Origin of the sequence: Dyadobacter sp. 22481 (genome assembly GCF_052044875.1) — a bacterium.
Lineage (GTDB): Bacteria > Bacteroidota > Bacteroidia > Cytophagales > Spirosomataceae > Dyadobacter > Dyadobacter endophyticus.
In genome coordinates this window covers 2,337,044-2,355,507 of record NZ_JBQENV010000001.1, presented here as the reverse complement: position 1 = coordinate 2,355,507, position 18,464 = coordinate 2,337,044, and the positions used below count along the sequence as shown (strand labels likewise).

General features: G+C 50.3%; 12 protein-coding genes. 7 read left to right on the top strand and 5 right to left on the bottom strand.

What is annotated here, in order from left to right; genetic code table 11:
* Positions 1-37: 37 nt before the first annotated feature.
* Both ACTJJJ_RS09180 and ACTJJJ_RS09175 read left to right on the top strand, forming a co-directional pair.
* The gene (locus ACTJJJ_RS09180) at positions 38-1,201 is read left to right on the top strand and encodes a fibronectin type III domain-containing protein (protein WP_426294010.1); all 1,164 of its coding nucleotides are present in this window, start codon (positions 38-40) and stop codon (positions 1,199-1,201) included.
* Between the two features lie 30 nt (positions 1,202-1,231).
* Complete coding sequence (locus ACTJJJ_RS09175) at positions 1,232-2,374, top strand: glycoside hydrolase family 18 protein (RefSeq protein ID WP_440701702.1); 1,143 nt, start codon at positions 1,232-1,234, stop codon at positions 2,372-2,374.
* On the opposite strand, the gene ACTJJJ_RS09170 is transcribed toward ACTJJJ_RS09175, so the two are convergent.
* A complete protein-coding gene (locus ACTJJJ_RS09170; protein ID WP_426294012.1) occupies positions 2,371-5,760 on the bottom strand; it encodes a DEAD/DEAH box helicase in 3,390 nt (1,129 codons plus the stop codon). The genes ACTJJJ_RS09175 and ACTJJJ_RS09170 overlap by 4 nt on opposite strands.
* Before the next feature lie 58 nt (positions 5,761-5,818).
* Here ACTJJJ_RS09170 and ACTJJJ_RS09165 point away from each other — a divergent pair, with 58 nt between their 5' ends.
* The 3 genes from ACTJJJ_RS09165 (at position 5,819) to ACTJJJ_RS09155 (ending at position 9,335) form a co-directional block, all read left to right on the top strand.
* On the top strand, positions 5,819-6,652 hold the full coding sequence (locus ACTJJJ_RS09165) for a DUF481 domain-containing protein (RefSeq protein WP_188928363.1): 834 nt from the start codon (positions 5,819-5,821) through the stop codon (positions 6,650-6,652).
* 118 nt (positions 6,653-6,770) lie between these two features.
* The gene (locus ACTJJJ_RS09160; protein ID WP_188928365.1) at positions 6,771-7,934 is read left to right on the top strand and encodes a Gfo/Idh/MocA family protein; all 1,164 of its coding nucleotides are present in this window, start codon (positions 6,771-6,773) and stop codon (positions 7,932-7,934) included.
* A gap of 45 nt (positions 7,935-7,979) precedes the next feature.
* Entirely contained in the window at positions 7,980-9,335 is a 1,356-nt protein-coding gene (locus ACTJJJ_RS09155) for an amidohydrolase family protein (RefSeq protein WP_426294014.1), read from the top strand.
* Here the strand turns inward: ACTJJJ_RS09155 and ACTJJJ_RS09150 are convergent, their stop codons facing one another.
* Positions 9,336-10,085, bottom strand: coding sequence for an SDR family NAD(P)-dependent oxidoreductase (locus ACTJJJ_RS09150; RefSeq protein ID WP_188928369.1), 750 nt, complete (start codon positions 10,083-10,085; stop codon positions 9,336-9,338).
* A gap of 2 nt (positions 10,086-10,087) precedes the next feature.
* Positions 10,088-10,933 (bottom strand): aldo/keto reductase, encoded by an 846-nt coding sequence (locus tag ACTJJJ_RS09145; RefSeq protein WP_188928371.1) that lies wholly within the window; start codon positions 10,931-10,933, stop codon positions 10,088-10,090.
* Between the two features lie 188 nt (positions 10,934-11,121).
* Between ACTJJJ_RS09145 and ACTJJJ_RS09140 the strand changes: the two genes are divergently transcribed.
* The gene (locus tag ACTJJJ_RS09140) at positions 11,122-11,364 is read left to right on the top strand and encodes a transcriptional regulator (protein ID WP_188928373.1); all 243 of its coding nucleotides are present in this window, start codon (positions 11,122-11,124) and stop codon (positions 11,362-11,364) included.
* Between the two features lie 3 nt (positions 11,365-11,367).
* On the opposite strand, the gene ACTJJJ_RS09135 is transcribed toward ACTJJJ_RS09140, so the two are convergent.
* The gene (locus ACTJJJ_RS09135) at positions 11,368-13,491 is read right to left on the bottom strand and encodes a type IA DNA topoisomerase (RefSeq protein WP_188928375.1); all 2,124 of its coding nucleotides are present in this window, start codon (positions 13,489-13,491) and stop codon (positions 11,368-11,370) included.
* 590 nt (positions 13,492-14,081) lie between these two features.
* On the opposite strand from ACTJJJ_RS09135, the gene ACTJJJ_RS09130 reads away from it, so the two are divergent.
* Positions 14,082-14,339, top strand: a complete 258-nt coding sequence (locus tag ACTJJJ_RS09130) for a hypothetical protein (protein WP_188928377.1) — start codon at positions 14,082-14,084, stop codon at positions 14,337-14,339.
* A 284-nt stretch (positions 14,340-14,623) separates the two neighbouring features.
* Here the strand turns inward: ACTJJJ_RS09130 and ACTJJJ_RS09125 are convergent, their stop codons facing one another.
* Positions 14,624-18,307 (bottom strand): BamA/TamA family outer membrane protein, encoded by a 3,684-nt coding sequence (locus ACTJJJ_RS09125; protein WP_229221236.1) that lies wholly within the window; start codon positions 18,305-18,307, stop codon positions 14,624-14,626.
* Between the last annotated feature and the right edge of the window lie 157 nt (positions 18,308-18,464).

Here is an 18,464-nt window from a genome sequence, read left to right as displayed (position 1 = left end):
TAACCCCTATTTTTGCTTCCCTATTTATCCCGAATCCATGAACCAAGCCCGCGCATTTTCGCTTTTAGTAACCTTTCTCATTGCCCTCTTACTTCCATTTAGGACTTTGGCCGTCATTCCAAAAGCGCCCACGACGCTGGCTGCCCTGCCCGCGTCGGCAAGCCAGATTAATCTCACATGGCTGGATCTGGCGAGCGACGAATCGGGTTTTGAGGTAGAACAGTCGACGGACGGGACGAAATTTGTAAAAGTAGCCGATCTGCCCGCCAATAGTATCACTTATCAGGATAAGGGGCTCAAATCCGCCAGCAAATACTGGTACCGGGTGCGCGCCAAAAATGCATCCGGGGCATCCGCCTATTCCAATACCGCTAACGCTTCCACGTTGCAGGCAGCGCCTAATGCACCTTCTAACCTGATCGCCACAGCTGTTTCGACTTCACAAATAGACCTGAAATGGACCGATCATGCAAGTAATGAAACCGGTTACCAGGTGGAACGCTCGCCGAATGGGACCACTTTTACTAAAATCGCCGACCTTGCCGCTAACGCGACTGCATACCAAAGCACCGGCCTGGCTGCGGCGACTGCGTACTATTATCGTGTTCGGGCTGTGAATGCAGTTGGGGCATCGGCATATATCAATACGGGCCCGGTCAAAACGCAGAACGTTCAGGTGCCGGATGCGCCGGAAAACTTCACGGCAGTACCCACCGCGCCGGACCTGGTCCAGCTACGTTGGTCGAAGCCGACGGGCAATGCGACCGAAGTCGTAATTGAGCGCGCGAAAGGCGACGGTAACTTTGCGCAAATAGGCAAGGTCGCGGCGACCGTACTTCAATATGAAGACAAATCGGAGCTTGAAGCGGCCGACTACTTTTACCGTATTAAAGCCATCAATGCAGGCGGGGAATCGCCTTACAGTTTGCTAGGGATCGTTCGCGCGGCTTCCATTATTACCAGTGTAGACACGCCAGGCAACCGGTATTTGGTATATATGGCAGGTAGGACCCTTGTGGTGAACCTTAACGGCGCAGCGGAGGCAAAATTGTCGGTATATGACCTTACTGGCCGGCCACATAAGGCAAAGCGAATCAAGCGGGAGGAGCGCGTGGATCTGAGCTTGCTGCCAGCAGGGGTGTATGTGGTTGTAACCGATAATGGTAAGGAAGTAATATCGAAGCGGATACTGCTTTATTGATATATCCTGAACCTAAATTTACTGACCTTTATGAGATGCTGTCCTCCGAAGCCATTTCCAGGCTTCTCTTTCCTGGCGCTTGCCTTGTGCCTGCTCGTGTCCAGCGCCGTTTCGGCCCAAAAGAAGAAGAAATACATTGTGAATGCTTACGTGGGCGGGTTTCGCGGGCTGGCGAATGTGGAAGAAATCGATGCTGAGAAGCTGACGCACATCAATTATGCATTTGTGAATGTACACGACAGCATGGCCGTGCTTACTAACCTGGCGACCGATTCCACCAATTTCAGGAAACTGAATGTGCTCAAAAAGATAAACCCGGACCTGAAAATCGTCATCTCGATCGGCGGCTGGGCTTGGAGTGAGAACTTCTCCGATGCGGTGCTGACCGAATCGTCCCGTCTGAAATTCGCGAGATCGAGCGTTGACATTGTGCGCCAGTTCGACCTCGACGGGGTGGATATTGATTGGGAATATCCTGGTATGCGCGGAGAAGAAGGCAATATCTTTCGCCCGGAAGACAAGCAGAACTTTACGCTGATGTTCAAGGCATTGCGCGATGAATTAAATTTACTTGAAAAGGAAAAAGGAAAGAAATACCTGCTCACCACAGCTGTGGGAGGTTCGAAATCTTTTATCGAACACACCGAAATGGGCCTCGCCCAGGCTTACCTGGATTACGTGCTGATCATGACCTACGATTACGGCGGCCGAAACGGTACCGTAGGGCACCATACCAACCTTTACGATTACGACCCCTCGGGCGAAGGCTCGTCGGCCGACCGTTCTGTGAAGAATTTCATCGCCGCGGGTGTGCCTGCGAGCAAGATAGGGCTGGGCGCCGCTTTCTATGGCAAAGGCTGGGAGGCTGAGACGGCCGATCATCACGGCATGGGTGCTAAGCGGGCGAAATCGGTGCAGGGAGGCGGCTACACCAAACTGAAAGATACGGTCATTGACCAAAACGGCTATAAAAAGTACTATGATAAAAAGGCCAAAGCGCCTTATCTGTTCAACGATTCTACCAAAATACTCATTACCTATGAAGACGAGAAGTCGATCAAAGAGAAATGCAAGTATGTGAAAAAGAATAACTTAGCTGGCATTTTCTTTTGGGAGTATTTCAATGATCCCAAAGAATACCTGGTTAACGAAATCCATAAAAACCTCGACTAACGCGAGATCAGCGCCATTAAATCACTCCTGGTCAATGATTTGAGGATATCCGTATCGGTTTTCACGAGGTCGTTGGCCAGGTCTTTTTTTGCTTCCTGCAATTCCATCACTTTCTCTTCGATCGTTCCGGGACAGATCAGCCGCACCGCGATCACGTTTTTCTGTTGGCCAATACGGTGGCTGCGGTCGATGGCCTGATTTTCGACGGCCGGGTTCCACCACGGGTCGATCAGGTATACGTAATCGGCTTCGGTAAGGTTCAGCCCCGTTCCGCCGGCTTTCAGGCTGATCAGAAACACGCGTACCTGCTCATTCGTCTGAAAATTATCCACGCGGGCTCCGCGGTCGCGCGTCTGGCCGGTCAGGTACTCGTAGCCTATTCCACGTTCTTCCAGTTGGGGCCGGATCAGGTCTAGCATGGAGGTGAACTGCGAGAAAATCAGGATCTTATGCCAGGGCGCCGTGTCTTCTATTTGTTCCATTAGCACATCGATCTTCGCCGAAGAATCGCCATAATACAGGTCGTCGCGCAGCAACGCCGGCGAGTTGCAAATCTGCCGGAGCTTGGTGAGGCCCTGCAAAACGTGCAGTCTGCTGCGTTCGATGTCGCCGTCATTTTTAGTATTCAGGAAATTGTAAAATTCCAATTCGTAGGCATTGTAAACCTTGCGTTGCTCTTCACCCATTTCGCAGTAGATGACCATTTCCGTCTTTTCGGGTAGCTCCGAAGCTACCTGCTGCTTGGTACGGCGCAAGATGAACGGGTTGATCCTTTGTTGAAGTTCTACCGCCCGCTCATTGTCCTTGAACCGGTCGATCGGGATCGAGAAATGGTTGCGGAACTGCGTTTTGTTGCCCAGTAGCCCGGGGCAGGCAAACGAAAGCTGGCCGTAAAGATCGAAAGTGTTGTTTTCGACCGGCGTTCCGGTCATCACCAGCTTGTTGCGCGATTGCAACAGCCTCGCTGCTTTATAGCGTTGCGATTCGGGGTTTTTGATGGCCTGCGATTCGTCGAGGATAATGTAGTTGAAATGGTATGTTTTTAAAAAATTCACATCTGAAAGCAGCGTGCCGTATGAGGTTAGCACGATCTCGTACCGATCGAAGTCGGTTGCTTCCTTCACCCGGTCGGAACCGTAAATGGTAAGTATTTTAATGCTGGGGGCAAACTTTTCGACCTCGGCCTGCCAGTTGAAAATCAGCGAAGTAGGCACGATGATCAGGTTGGTGTTTTTTACCTGTTTTTTTCTCTGTAATAATATGAATGCAATGATTTGTAAGGTTTTGCCTAACCCCATATCGTCGGCCAGGCAGCCGCCGAAATTGTATTCGTCGAGAAAATTGAGCCAATTCAAACCTTGTTTCTGGTAGTTGCGCAGGCTCGCTTTCAATGTCCTCGGCACGGGTACTGCCTGAATGGACCGGAAATCCTCGACTCGCGACTGGTAGAAGGCGATCTGCTCCTTCACCTCGCGGTCGAGCATTTCGCCTTCGTACATTTCTTCTACCGACGCGAAACGGATTTTGGGCGTTTGGATCACCTCGCCTGCAATGTCGCCCGCTTCGAAAAACTTAGCAAATTTTTCGACCCATTTGTCGGGCAGGATACCGATTGTGCCGTCGCCGAGCTCTACATATTTGCTGCGGTTCTTTACAGCCTTGTGCAAATGTTTGAGCGTAACTTTTTGTTTGCCAAATTCCACATTGGCCGTCGTATTGAACCAGTTGATGCCGCTGGCCATGTGTACGGAAATTTTGGCTTTGTGCTGGTTCAAACGGTTTTTGGTCAGTTTGTTAAATCCGAGGATGGTGACACCCTGGTTTTGCCATTCCTCGAATGCGTCGGGAAACCAATCTTCGCTCAGGAATCGCGCGCGGTGTAGGTAAAAGAACTCCCTGCCCAACTGCTCTTCAAAATCGGGGTGTTGGCGCATTACCGCGCTGCCAAACCGAAGTTCGGCTTCCTCGTCGCGCCGCACCATGAACGGATTACCGTGGTTATCGACCGCGTAAATGTCGTTTTTGGAGAAAAGCGGCACTTCTATCTTACCATATTTAAGCACGGGTGTGATCATCACGTAGTTACCGACGTCTTCGAGATAAATAATCTTTTCAATGCCCTGATCAAATCCCTGCTCTTCACGTTGCGCAGGTGTGGCCGCCTTCACATAGGTATAGTTGATCCGGATCGCATTGCCCAACTTCGAGAGCAAATTGACCCTGAATGCTTCGAATTTGGATTCGTGAATGTAAATGCGCTGGTTATGCTGCCTGAAAAATTGCAGCGTCCTGAGAATGTCCTGGCTTTCGATCAGGTGGAGCGAATCTTTGTAGAGCACAAAGTAATCGTAGCGGAACTGTACGTCTTCGATGTCAAGGTGGACATTATTGAGTATCAGCTCGCCCTTGATCTGGAAAAACGGGTCCTTCTTGTCGATCGTCAATTGCAGGTCGGCCGGGGTCGCAGCGAGCTTTACCGGTACAAGCGAGGCGGCATTAAGATTTTCGGAAACCGAAGGGTTATGGTAGTAAAAATCGAGTTTCAGCGGGTTCTGAACAATCGAATGCAGTCCCGGTAGGTCGGTTTCCGGGTTCTTTTTCCTAAAATTGTTCTGAAAGGAAGCAATAGCCGTGTGAAATTTGATTGAATCGGTTTCCTGCGTTTTCCAGATCATTTCGAGCGGATTGAGCAGAACAAAAGGATTTTTTAGCTTTCCCTGCCGCGTTACCGGAGCCTCGTACATTTCCATGTAAAAATGGTCGTAGTATTTGTTCAGGCCAATGGCGACGATCGTTCTTGTATCGACGGCCTGTGGTTTGGGGCCGGGGAAATCGCGCGCCGTTTTGGGTAGAAGCTGTTCCTGCAAAGCCTCCACCGACAATGTATCGACCGGGATCAGCTCCTTCAACTTCGGTTTGACCTGCAATTCGCGGGCTCCGTATTCCAGCTGGAAATACCGGTCGAGCTCAGGCTCATCCTGCATGCCGTAAATAAATGCCACCTCCTTGATTTTCTCGCGTCGAAGCTTTTTATCGAAGAACGCACGCAGGTCCCTTCGATTGAGCAGGTTATACAAAACCTGGCTCTGGTGTTCGCACAGCTTCCGCTTCGGGCGGATGCATTCGCAGTAAAGGTTCACCGATTTATGGTCCTGTTTGACCACCACCTTGAATGTCTCCGTAAGGTTGACGGCTACACGGAATGCAGCATAATCGACATCGATTTCATGAGGCTGAATGTCGAAATAGCCTCTTTTTTCGGTCTGAGGCATTTCAGAACTGTTGTTCAGAATATGCGAAACAGACAATTCGGAAATATTGAAATCGAGAAAAATGAAATTATGCTGTCCGGGTACCGGCATTCCCGCGGGGTCATTCTGGTTCATAAGGCAAATTAACAACTGCGGGTACGTTTGGCACCATTATTTTGCAAAATTTGCGTTAATGAAAAATCTGATCTGCTTCCGTTTCTTCCCGCTTGCCGCGTTTCTTTTTCTTCTAATATCCGTCCCCACACTGGCACAGGACGCTAAACCGGACACGACGGTTCTGAAATTGCTGCCAGCCGACTCCGCTACAAGCGCCAGGCTCGATACGGCCATTATTCTGCCCCGCTTGCTGATTGACACTGTCCGCTACCGGTTCATTGGCGACGGCAACTTTACCAAAGGAAATGTCAACCGGAGCCTGATGGTCCTGCGGGCCGAGCTGGTTTTTAGCGGGCCGATGATCAACATCGCCACCAATCCGCGGTTTACCTACGGAAAGCAGAACGGCATCCTCGCTGAGCGGGATACTTACGTGGATCTTTTTGTGGATGTTTTCAAAAAACGAAAAACTTACGTTTTCGGCCTTGCAGCGTTGGAAACCAGCAATCTACGTCGCATCGATTTACGGCAAATGGCCGGGGCGGGAATCGGGTACCGGGTGGTCAAGTCCAAGTCGCACGACCTCAGCCTTACCGACGCGCTACTCTACGAATCGACCAACTTTTTTGAAAAAGCGACGGTATCCACCATCCGGAATTCCTTTCGTATCAAGGGGAAGCATTCCTTTTTATCGGACAAATTCCGTTTGAATCACCTTACATTCATCCAGCCCGCGTTGAATGACCTGTCGAACTTGCGATGGAATACGATTCTTTCGGCAGAACTGCCGCTCAACAAATGGGTGACACTCCGGACGAGTTTTGAAAATTCGTTTGAAAGCGTGGTAGAAGCCGGTCGCAAGCGGAACGATTCACGCATTACATTTGGGATTTCCATGGGAAATAAATAGACGATTCCGATATTGAAGTTGTCAGGGAAAGAGGCCTAGAATACTGTCCATAGGAGTAGCACATTATATCTGCCAAAAATGTGCTTTACTAAGTATTCACTACATTCCAAATCGAGCAATGAGAGACCAACAGGACAATCGCCGTGACTTCCTGCGCAATTCGCTTTATTCAGCCGCCGGCCTGGCGATGTTTCCGCAACTGACCCCTAATGCCTACGGGTCGATCAAGACCGTCTTAGCCGACCAGCCTTTTGCGCTGGCAATGCCTCCGCGTATCAAATTTGCGGTGATTGGCATGAACCACGGGCATATTTACGGGCAAGTGGAAGCCGTAACGCGGGGCGGCGGAGAGCTGGTTTCGTTTTTTGCCAAAGAAGCCGATCTCACAGCGGCGTTTGCCAAACGCTACCCGGACGCAAAACAAGCCAAGTCGGAAGCGGAAATCCTGGACGATAAATCGATTCAGCTCGTGCTTAGCTCGGGAATACCCGACGAGCGCGGACCCCTGGGCGTGCGCGTGATGAAGGCGGGTAAGGATTATATGGTAGACAAACCAGGCCTTACCACCCTCGAACAGCTCGCAGAAGTGCGCAAAGTGCAGAAGGAAACCAAGCGCATTTACTCAATCATGTACAGCGAGCGGCTCGAAAACCGCGCGACGGTGAAAGCTGGCGAGCTTATCAAAGAGGGTATCATCGGTAAAGTCGTCCAAACGATCGGCCTCGGCCCGCACCGGATGAATGCCAACACGCGCCCTGAGTGGTTTTTTGACAAAAAGCGCTTCGGCGGTATCATATGCGACATTGCCTCGCACCAGTTTGACCAGTATTTGTTTTTTACCAATTCCACCAAAGCGCAGGTAGTAGCCTCGCAAGTAGGTAATGTAAATCACCCGCAGTATCCTAAATTTGAGGATTTTGGTGATGCGATGCTGCGCGGTAATGGAGGCTCGGGCTACATCCGCGTTGACTGGTTCACCCCTGATGGCCTTAAAACCTGGGGCGACGGACGTCTTACCGTGCTCGGAACGGAAGGATTTATCGAGATTCGCAAGAATATCGATATCGGTGGTCGGGAAGGCGGAAACCACCTCTTTGTGGTGAACAACAAAGAAACGACCTACGTCGATTGCAGCAAGGTGGAACTGCCTTACGGCCGCCAACTTGTGGACGATGTGCTGAACCGTACCGAAACGGCTATGTCGCAGGAGCATTGTTTTCTGGCGACGGAGTTGTGCCTGAAAGCGCAGAAAAACGCCCAGAACGTTTCGGTGGTGAGCTAATGCAACTATCCCGTTCCTGACCATTTTATAAACACTTCACAAACTATGGTACGCAGACTAATCTTCATCTTCGGGTTAATGGGTACTCAGGCTGCGTTTGCGCAGGGACCCGTCAGCAATGTCGACCGCGATATTGTTTTCAAGTCGGTGAATGTGATCCCGATGGACCGCGAGACGGTTTTGAAAGGTCAAACCGTGGTGGTCAGGAACGGAAAGATTGTTTCCATCGGCAGTAGTACAAAAACGAGCGCAAATGCATTAGTAGTGGACGCCAAAGGCAAATATCTCGTGCCTGGCTGGTCGGAAATGCATGCCCACGTGCCTGCTATCGACGATTTTGGACCGATGAAGGATGTGCTGACGCTTTACCTGGCCAATGGCATTACGACGATCCGCGGAATGCTGGGTAATGCGAAACATCTCGAACTACGGGAAAAAGTGCGGAGCGGGGAAGTGCTGGGACCCAATTTCTACACTACCGGCCCGGCATTCTCCGGGCAGACCGTCAAAACGGCCGCGCGGGGAATTGAAATGGTGAAAGAAGAAAAAGCGGCCGGTTACGACTACCTGAAATTGCTTCCGGGACTTACCAAAGAAACTTTCCCCGGCATTGCCAGAACATCCAAAGAGCTGGGTATCGGCATGGTTGGACACGTTTCATTCGCTGTTGGAGTTTGGGCCGCAATCGATGCGGGCTATTCCTCTATTGATCACCTCGATGGATTTGTGGAAGCCATCGTGCCCGGTACAGACACGCTGGCTGAACAGGAAACGGGTCTTTTTGGCACCTGGATAGCCTATGCGGCCGATACCACCCGCATTCCGAAGCTGATCAAAGGCTTGAAGGACAAAAACATCCGCGTGGTGCCTACGCAAGCCATTGCCGAACGCTGGCTTTCGCCGCAGCCAGCATCAGCCTACGAAAACGCTCCGGAATGGAAGTATATGACGTCCGACGAAAAGAAAAATTGGCTGAATGCGAAAAGCAGTTATGTGAACAATCCCAAATTCAATAAAGAACGGGCAGAGGCATTTGTAGCCATCCGCCGCAAACTGATCCTGGCCTGCCAGAAGGGAGGAGTACAGCTGATGCTCGGCTGCGACGCCCCTCAGGTACTGAATGTGCCGGGTTTTGCGACTCACCATGAATTGAAATACCTGGTCGACGCCGGACTGACACCCTACGAGGCATTGAAAACAGGGACAGTGAACGTCGCCAGTTATTTAAACAAAACGAATTCAGGCTCTATCAAAGCCGGTAATGTGTCGGACCTGGTGCTGCTTGCCGCAAACCCACTTGAAAATATTGGCAATACCAAAACGATCGAAGGCGTCATGATCGGCACCAAATGGCTGCCTAAAAGCTTCCTGGACAGCGAGCTAAAAAAGATTGAAAAGTAGCTATTCTTCGTAAATCATTTTGCGCGTCATACCGCCGTCGACGATCAGATTGGCGCCGGTGATGAAATCATTGTCTGGGTCGGTGAGGTAAATACAGGCTCGCGCAATGTCATCGGGCCTGCCAACGCGGCCTGCCGGATGTTGCGCGTGGTCCGAGGTTTTTAGCTGGCTGTAATCGCCGGTTTCGATCCATCCGGGGCTGATCGCATTCACGGTAATGCGGTCGGGGCCGAGGGAGATCGCCAGAGCGTGTGTTAATGCCAGAATCCCGCCCTTTGAAGCCGCATACGCCTCCGTGTTGGGCTCGGACATGAGCGCGCGCGTGGACGCAATGTTCACGATCGCGCCCTTGCCTTGCGCGCGCATGATGCCGGCTGCTTCCCGCGAGCACAGAAATGCGCCCCGCAAATTGGTATTCAGCACGTAATCCCAATCGTCGACGGCAAGCTCATAAGGCGACTTTGTACGCCCCAAACCTGCATTGTTGATCAGCACATCGATCCTTCCCAGCGATTCTTTTATCTTTCGTATACCGGTGACGATTTCATCGGGATTAGTCAGATCGATGGCGTGGGAAAGCGTTTTGATACCTTCCTTTTCCAATGCTTCCTGCACAGTCTGCAGTCCTTTCGGGTCACGGTCCCATAGCGCGACCGCAGCGCCTCGCCGAGCATAATGTGTGGCAACAACGCTGCCGATTCCGTTTCCGGCGCCGGTCACGATTACCACTTTATTTTGGTAGTCGTTCATGATCAGGACAATGCTTTGAAATCTTCGTCAGACAGCTGAATATTTCCTCCCTGCATGTTCTCTTCCAAATGTTGCAGCGAGCTTGTGCCCGGGATCAGCAGGATATTCGGGGCGCGTTTCAATAGCCATGCCAATGCAATTTGAGCGGTTGTGGCGTTGTGCCTACCGGCAATGCCGGAGATTTTAGTCTTCAACTTTTCGGGCCCGGATGCGAGCGGGTACCAGGGGATGAATGCCATTCCGCGCTCAATAGTGTAATCGAGTACGTTTTCCCACTGCCGGTTACCCAGATTATACAGGTTTTGAATCGACACAATCGGCACGGTCTTTTCCGCAAGTTTGATCTGCTCCACATCCACTTCCGACAATCCTACATACCGGATCTTGCCCGCTTTCACGGCATCCACCACAGGCCCGAGCGTTTCCTCGACCGGGAAACGCGAATCGATCCGGTGTAGTTGCCACAGATCGATCACGTCCCTTTTCAACCTTTTGAGGCTTCCTTCGATGGCCTGCCTGATATGTTCGGGATTTCCGTTGACACGCCACTGGTTGGGTCCGGTGCGTTCGAACCCGCCTTTCGTGGCGATCAGCAGATCTTGCGGATAGGGGAAAAGCGCGTCGGCGATCAGTGTTTCGTTGGTGTGAGGGCCGTAAGAATCGGCGGTGTCGATGAAATTAACGCCGGCATCGAGCGCGGCACGAAGTACGTTCTTTGCATTTTCGCGGTCGGGCGCATCTCCCCAAACTCCCTTGCCGGTGAGTTGCATGCCGCCGTAACCCAGCCTGTTGACTTCTATTTCTCTACCGATCCTGAATTTGCCGGCATATCGATGATCATTACGCATATTGATTTTTAGTTAAAGGTCACTTCGCAAGAACTGTCGAATGAGGTTTTCATTCAAGGAAAGGTGAATATATATCTTACTCATTTTTCACAAAGCAAATGTCGGGCCATAAGTTTGAAAAGACCGTTAGCACAAATGTTTGGCATGGTTTTATTCTTTTCATAACAAAACCAACTATCATCAACAAAATGGAAACGACAGTATTTGAAACGCGGGCAAAGGAATTGGTAGCCGACATTCAGGAAATTGTTAAGGTGAAGGGGATCGATCTGGCAGACGCGTTGGAAGAGGTGGGTATTTCCCGAAAATCCTCCGAGAGGATCCTTAATCGGGGCGTAATGCCAAACTTGTCAGAGTTTTTGGCACTATGCCAGATTTCGGGCATTACTTTCCATTTACCTTACGTAGAGACGAGCAACAACCCGATGTAGACCTTATCCTACTTCAAAATTGAAATCTCCGTTCATAACCAGCCGCGCGTCGGTAGGATCGGGGTTCCCGGGGATTTGAAGGCCTTTGATTTTGGCCGTTTTGCCTTTGCTTAGCAGATCGAAGACGTGTTTGTCAGTCAGTTTTTTGCCAAGAAATTCGAAGGGTATTTTAAAACCGCACACTTGGAAGTTGCTGCATCCGTAGGCTGTCTTGCCTTTCTTTAGCAAATGTTCCCTGCATTTGGGGCAATTGAGTGCTTCAATCGAAACTTCTTCTTTCGGCTCACGTGGTTTGCGCTCTTTTTTGGGCTTATCTTCCGTCTCGGCAACCGGTGTTTCTTCAATAATGGTAATCGATCGTGCACGTTCATTCTTGACTTCGTGGGTGAGCTTTACTACCATCTCGATCAACTCCTGTTTGAAAGTGTCCATCGCATATTCACCCTTTTCGATCAGGCGGAGCTTACGCTCCCAGTTGCCGGTGAGCTCGGCACTTTTAAGCAACTCGTTCTGAATGGTGTCGATCAGATCGATGCCGGTTTGGGTCGCAAAGACATTCTTTTTCTTTTTCTCTATGTATTTACGCTTAAAGAGCGTCTCGATGATATTGGCGCGCGTAGAAGGGCGGCCGATGCCATTGTCCTTCATTAATTCGCGCATCTCCTCATCTTCGACCTGTTTACCGGCGGTTTCCATTGCGCGCAGCAAGGTCGCTTCGGTGTAGGCTTTTGGCGGGGAGGTCTTGCCCTGGTGAACGCGCGGCTCGTGCGGGCCGCGTTCGCCTACTTCGAAAATTGGCATTACTTTTTCTTCTTCGGCCTCTTTTTTCGCTGCATGATCGTTCACATACAATTCCCGCCAGCCCAGTTCGAGGATTTGCTTGCCCGTAGCCTTAAATTCCACCTGGCCGACCATTCCGAGTACTGTGGTATTTGAAACCTTGCATTCGGGATAGAAAACAGCTATAAAGCGCCTTGCAATCAAATCGTAAATGCGCTTTTCATCTATACTGATATGTGCAGGCAGTACGCCGGTCGGAATAATGGCGTGGTGGTCGGTTACCTTCTTGTCATCGAAAACGTTCTTTGATTTCGGTATTGGCAGGTTGGCAAGGAGCGGAGCGGTAAACTGGGCGTAATAGGTTAGTTCGCGCAGTATGCCTTCTACTTTCGGGTGTAAATCTTCCGAAAGATAGGTGGTGTCAACCCGTGGGTAAGTGACGAATTTCTTTTCGTAGAGGTTTTGAATGTGTTTCAAAGTGTCCTCCGCGGAGTAGCCGTACTTTTTGTTGGCTTCCACCTGCAATGAAGTAAGGTCAAAAAGCCTTGGATTGCCTTCTTTTCCCTCCTTTTTTTCAAATGCTGTTATTTCAAAATCATGCTGTTGCAGGTAGGCAAGACCCTTGTTGGCTTTTTCTACGTTTTTAATGCGGTCGATTGTCGCGGTAAATTCGGTTTCCCGGTAAATGGTTTTTAGCTCCCAATATTCCTCTGAAATAAACGCGTCGATTTCCTTCTGCCGTTGCACGATCAATGCCAGGGTAGGGGTTTGCACACGACCGATGGAGAGTACGGCCTTTCCTCCGCCAAATTTTTTGGTAAAAAGGCGCGTCGCGTTCATTCCCAGCAGCCAATCGCCGATGGCACGGGCGCTGCCGGCTGCATACAGGTTGTCGTACTGGCTGCCTTCGCGGAGTTTATCGAAGCCCTCGCGGATAGCCTGCTCGGTGAGCGATGAGATCCATAGCCGTTTGACGGGCACGGTGCATTTCGCTTTAAGCAAAACCCAGCGCTGGATCAGCTCGCCTTCCTGGCCCGCATCACCGCAGTTGATCACCTCTTCGCATTCGCGCACCAGCTTTTCGATCACACCGAACTGCCGCATTGCGCCTTCGTTATCTATGAGCTTGATTCCGAAGCTGGACGGGATCATCGGCAAATCTTCCAGTCGCCATGATTTCCAGCGCTCGGTATAGTCGTGCGGTTCTTTCAATGTGCAGAAATGGCCGAAAGTCCAGGTCACCTGATAGCCATTGCCCTCATAATAGCCATCGCGACGCTGGCTTGCGCCGATTACTGCTGCAATATCTTTGGCTACGCTGGGTTTTTCCGCAATGCAAACTTTCATAGTTCTCTCTCCGCGGCCGTCTTTTCGCCCGACCGGTGTGTCTGTTCCCGTTACTTTATGAGGGGTGCAAAGATGGTTATTTTTGTCCGAACTTCCCGCCCGCAGACCAGCGATTTGCCCATTTGCCAAACGTCTCGCAGTCCCTGGCGCAAGGATTTTGACCGAATAATCAATCCCCGGGAAAAAATTTCAAAAAAAAATAAAAAAAATTTCGCGGTTTCTGGTTTCTATGGGGCAATTCTACGGTGATTTTGTGTGTTGGTAGAATCCACTCCAAAGATAATTTGGTTTTTCGTGTTTGGCTTAGAATAAAATCGAGGTGTTTAATATCGCTTAACAATAAGGTAATATAAGCGCTCACCGGGACAAAATCTTATCAGGGTGAAAAAATGAAAATTTGGTGTTTTTTGGATTTGAAATCTTTAAATAATTATATAATTAAAATGCAGTAAAGGTAGATTTGTGGCCCATTTTTGTATTGTATTATTTTGTTGTAGAGTGCCTTGAAAGTTTGTTTTCAGAATATTGTATTATATTTGTACTCGAAATACGATGACGAACACAAGTAAAAACACAAAACACTATTACCAATGAAAAATGCAAAAAATCTGCTAGCCGTTGCTTTGATAGCATTAACTAGCGCAGCTTATGCCAACAACAATTCTACATATACAGTTGAAGAGAAAATCAAAGTAGCTGTTGTTAACAACACATTGCCTGCTTCGGCACCAGTATTGGACAGCCCGGCACCGCAAAAAGTGAAAAATACGCCTGACACCAATAACCATAGCGCAGCGCAGAAAGCCGCTATCGTAGGCCTCCAATTGAAAAGTGTAACTACGAAGTAAGTGATTGAACCTCATAGGTTCGGTTAAGATTGATTGATGGTTTTAAAAAGGGGGAAAATTTTCTCCCTTTTTTTGTGGTGCTTAATATCGGATAGGATCAAAAATTAGAAATACGTATGTGAGCCTGTTGGCGCGGCAGGGGAAGATTGATGCTTACAAGGAGGGGAATGTTTGGGTATACTATACGGGAGGCGGTGAAGGATTATGTGGAGAATCGGAAGCGGAAGCGTTAGTCGGCCGGAGGCCTAGTAATAGCGGGGACGAAGCCGGAGCTTTGCACCATCCTATCTGAAAAAGCTTCCGATGGAGATCATCAGCAGTAAGGATTCTTCTTTGGATGTTCCCGCGCTGATGTTGAATGCGAATTGCTCGCGGAAGGGGGTGATGTATAACCCGCCGCCGTAGCCCTGATGCCAGTAGTTTGCGCTGTCCTGGTCGTTTTTGGCCCAAACTCTTCCTACGTCATAAAATGCCCGCACGCCCATTTTGAGTGGGATGAAAGTATTCCGGGTTTCGGTGAGCTGCCAACGTAGTTCGGTGTTGAGAAAGCCTTTTGATTCGCCGGTGAAGCGGTTACGTTTGAATCCGCGCAGGTCGTTGAGCTGCCCGAGCGAGAATAGTTTGTAGAATGGCAGCTGTCCTTTCGCTATGCCGCCTCCCAAGCGCAGGCCTAATGTGAGCGGGTTTTTGCTGTGTGTCGAAAGGTATTGCTCCATTTCAACCTCTGAAATGGATGCCAGATCGTTCCTGGATTGTGAAACGTGGCCGGCCTGCTGGGTCAGTTGAATGCGGAAGCCACGCTCGGGTAATGCGGTGCGGTCGCGGAAATCGAGGTTAAGAATGCCTTTCGCGAATAGTAAATGCAACTGTTCGGTGCCGAAAATTTCGGAGTGGTCGGAGAGGTAGCTGTTGCTCCTTTGAATGCCTTCATCGAGCTCGTAGCTGGCCGTCACTTCAATTTTGCTTTGCTTCCAGAACTGGCGGAGCAGGCCGGCAGAAACGCCAAACGAGTTGTATTGGGCGCGATAGTAGTTAGACGGCAAATCGTTGTTTTTGGGTGTGTTGTTACCTACTCCGAAAAAGAAGTTGTAGTTGAGCGGTCGTGAGAGCGCAATTTGAGAAATTCCGTCCCATTTGCCCAGTAATTGCCGGAACTGATTGTTGTAGGCGAACTCATAATTTCCTTTCACACTCACCGACGCGCTGAGCGAGTGTTTCGAGGCAAAATCGGGCTTACCAAAGCGCTGGCGAGTGAATGTAATGCCGCCATGGACGGCAAACCCTGTAAATGGGTTGTAAGTAAGCAATGCCACTGGCAGGTAAGTGTTGTATTTAAATGCATTGCGGTCATATTCATAATAGCGCTCGTCGACCGGTTTCATTTCCTGCGCCTCGGCACCGAGCACATGGCTTGGGTTTGGGTCTTTTTCATAAACAAGCGTCCGTTTGCCGCCTCTTCGGACATCGGATTGGTCGGAAATGTAATCATCGCCGCCGCCGCTGATGATCCGGATCAGAATCGATCGCTCCGATTTTCCCTGAATATCGAAAATATCATCGCCGCCCAGACCATTCAGCCTGATCTCCCGGGTTTCGGCAGGGTCGAAAATGCGCTGGTAATAGATTTTAGAAGTGTCGGCCTGCCGGCTTTGTTTCGAAACATCATAGACAGACACCTTTACCTGCCCATTATTTTCGCGCATTACTTTAAAATATTCCGCTTTGTTGGAGCCTACAACGTCAACTTCCCTGGCAAGCAGCGTGTAATATCCGGCAGCATATTTTTGAAGGTCTCCGATGCGGGCTTTTAGCTTTTGCTCGATTTCACGGCCATCCTTTTCATAGATTTCCGAAGGCATATTATGCACAGCGGCGGTAATGTCCTGTTCTTTAATGGCGTCCTGGATCTCTTTGGCGGCATTCAGCCAATCAGTCTTGCTTAGCTCACTGCCTACGAAGCGATCAAGGTGGCGCGCTTGCCACATGAGGCTGCGGAGGCCTCTGATGCGTTCTGCGAAGTTTTCCCCGTTTGGCATACCCCATTCCCGGTCGGCGAGCCACGGGATAATGCCGTCCCAGCGCGAAAATGCATGGTCGCGATCGCGCGGGATAGGGCGGTACAGCTCCCCTTCCGCTGTTTTGTATCCTGCCCACTTCCAGTTGTCTTCGTGTTTGCTCCAATCACCGATCCAGAGGTCGAACATGCGTGCCCGCGCGAATTCGTGTTTGTCTACTCGGTTGTCGTGGTCGTGGTATAGTTTATTAAACAATTTAAAACTCTTCTCGATGTCTTTGGCGCCTGCAAACACTTTGGTTTTTTCGATCTTGTCGGTAGGCCGCTCTTCGAGCATACCGAAAAGGTTACCGTACTGATCCCTGAATGCCCCGAGCTTAGCATCTTTGGGCAACACAAACAAACGGGGATTCGCATGCAGAATACCAATCTTGTCGAGCAATGGGGCTACGGCCATGGCGCCGTAGGGTTGCTGGGTAGAGGTCTGATCTTTGAGCACCTGCGAAACGATGGTCCCGCGCAGCTCATATGCGAGCGCACGGAAAGGGTCCTTGTCTACCGAACGGAAAACATATTCTTTTCCATTGCCCGCAACGAGTTTAAGCGAGGTAGTCTGCCGGCCACCGCCTTTTCCTGCAATTACCAGACCGCCAAAGGTTGTGTCCATATCGAGATAGGGAACTTTAACAGGTACAGTCCACGAATCGCGGTAATGTTTTCCCAGCCATTTTTCCTTGAAACGCTTGCTTGCGTATTCGCTGCCGGCTGCAACGGTTACCAGCTCAGGGCGTGGCGTGTCCATTCTGTCCGAGGGCCTGATCACAGGATTGCAGGGTTGAAAGAGTGTATTTTTAATGCCACTACCGGCAGCTTCACAGGCCGATGCGAAGAGCTGGCCGGTTTCCGTTTTGGAAACCTGACTGCCATCAACCGCCCAATGCCGATAGCTTACCTGCCCATTGTCGGAGTAACTTACTTCCACAAAACCGGCTGCCGATGAGGCTAATGCGGCTTTGCTACTGTGCGCAGTAAAGGCGCCACCGGCAATTCCGCCGCTATTGATGTAAAAATTGTTGTCTTTCTGTACCACGGACTGGTTCCGCTCCTGCCCCGAAGCGAGGATTACCGAGCCGTAGTCCTTTAATACATCATTCAATTTGTATAACAACGGTCCCAAGCGGGTATTCGAAATATCGCGCGTGGTACCGATGTTTTGCCGGAAACCCACCAACGCGTTTCCAACCAGGGGTGGGGAGAAGTAGGAAGCTGCTGAAAACCTTCCGCCATAATTCCCCAGCGATTCAACCGGGAAATGAGAGAGCAGCAGGATATTTTTATCGGTAGTTTCGTCGAGGATGCCTTCCAGTTCTTCCACGAAGTTATCCGTGTCGGCAATGGTGCATGCGTCCGAAGAAGGTTTGGGTTTTTCGTGCGGGTGGTTCCACCACTGCGAATTGATCACCACCACTTCCAACATCGGGAAGGAAACCGTCCACGGGCCGGGGCAGCCGTGACCCAAGAAGACTTGAAAACGCGGATGCTTTTCCCGATCCAGCGCTTTTTCCAATGCGACTACCCGCTGCCAGCCTGCTTTTCCCGAACTGAGCCACTCACGGTCGCCCTGGTTCATTAGCATATGCAGTTCAGGATTACGGTCGAGCAACGCATTGGCTTTCCTTTTCCAGTGGGCTACCTGCTCGATGGTCATTTGCTCGGGAAAGACGTCACCATTGAAAACCCAAAGCAGCGGCCCGGGTTTGGTGGCGAGGTAGTTTTCCATAATAGGAAAAATGTCTGCGGGGTTTTTGAAGTCTGCGGTATTGCCTGTGAGTATTACCTTAAAGTCGCCGGCAAAAAGGTTGCAAGCAACCAAAAGGACAAATATGACGGATAATGCCTGGCGTTGTGCGCAGCCTATTAGTCTGTTAATGGGGCGTAGTAGAAGTGTAGCCAAGGTTCGGGAACGTTGCGTGTGAAAACACCGACAATTTAACAGGAATCCCGACAGATTGAAATGCCCCTACCAACGGAAATGGCGGAAAAATATCTTGCCATGCGGTTTTTTTATACCTTACGGGTTAAAATCTCTATTGCAATGCCGTTTTCCAAGC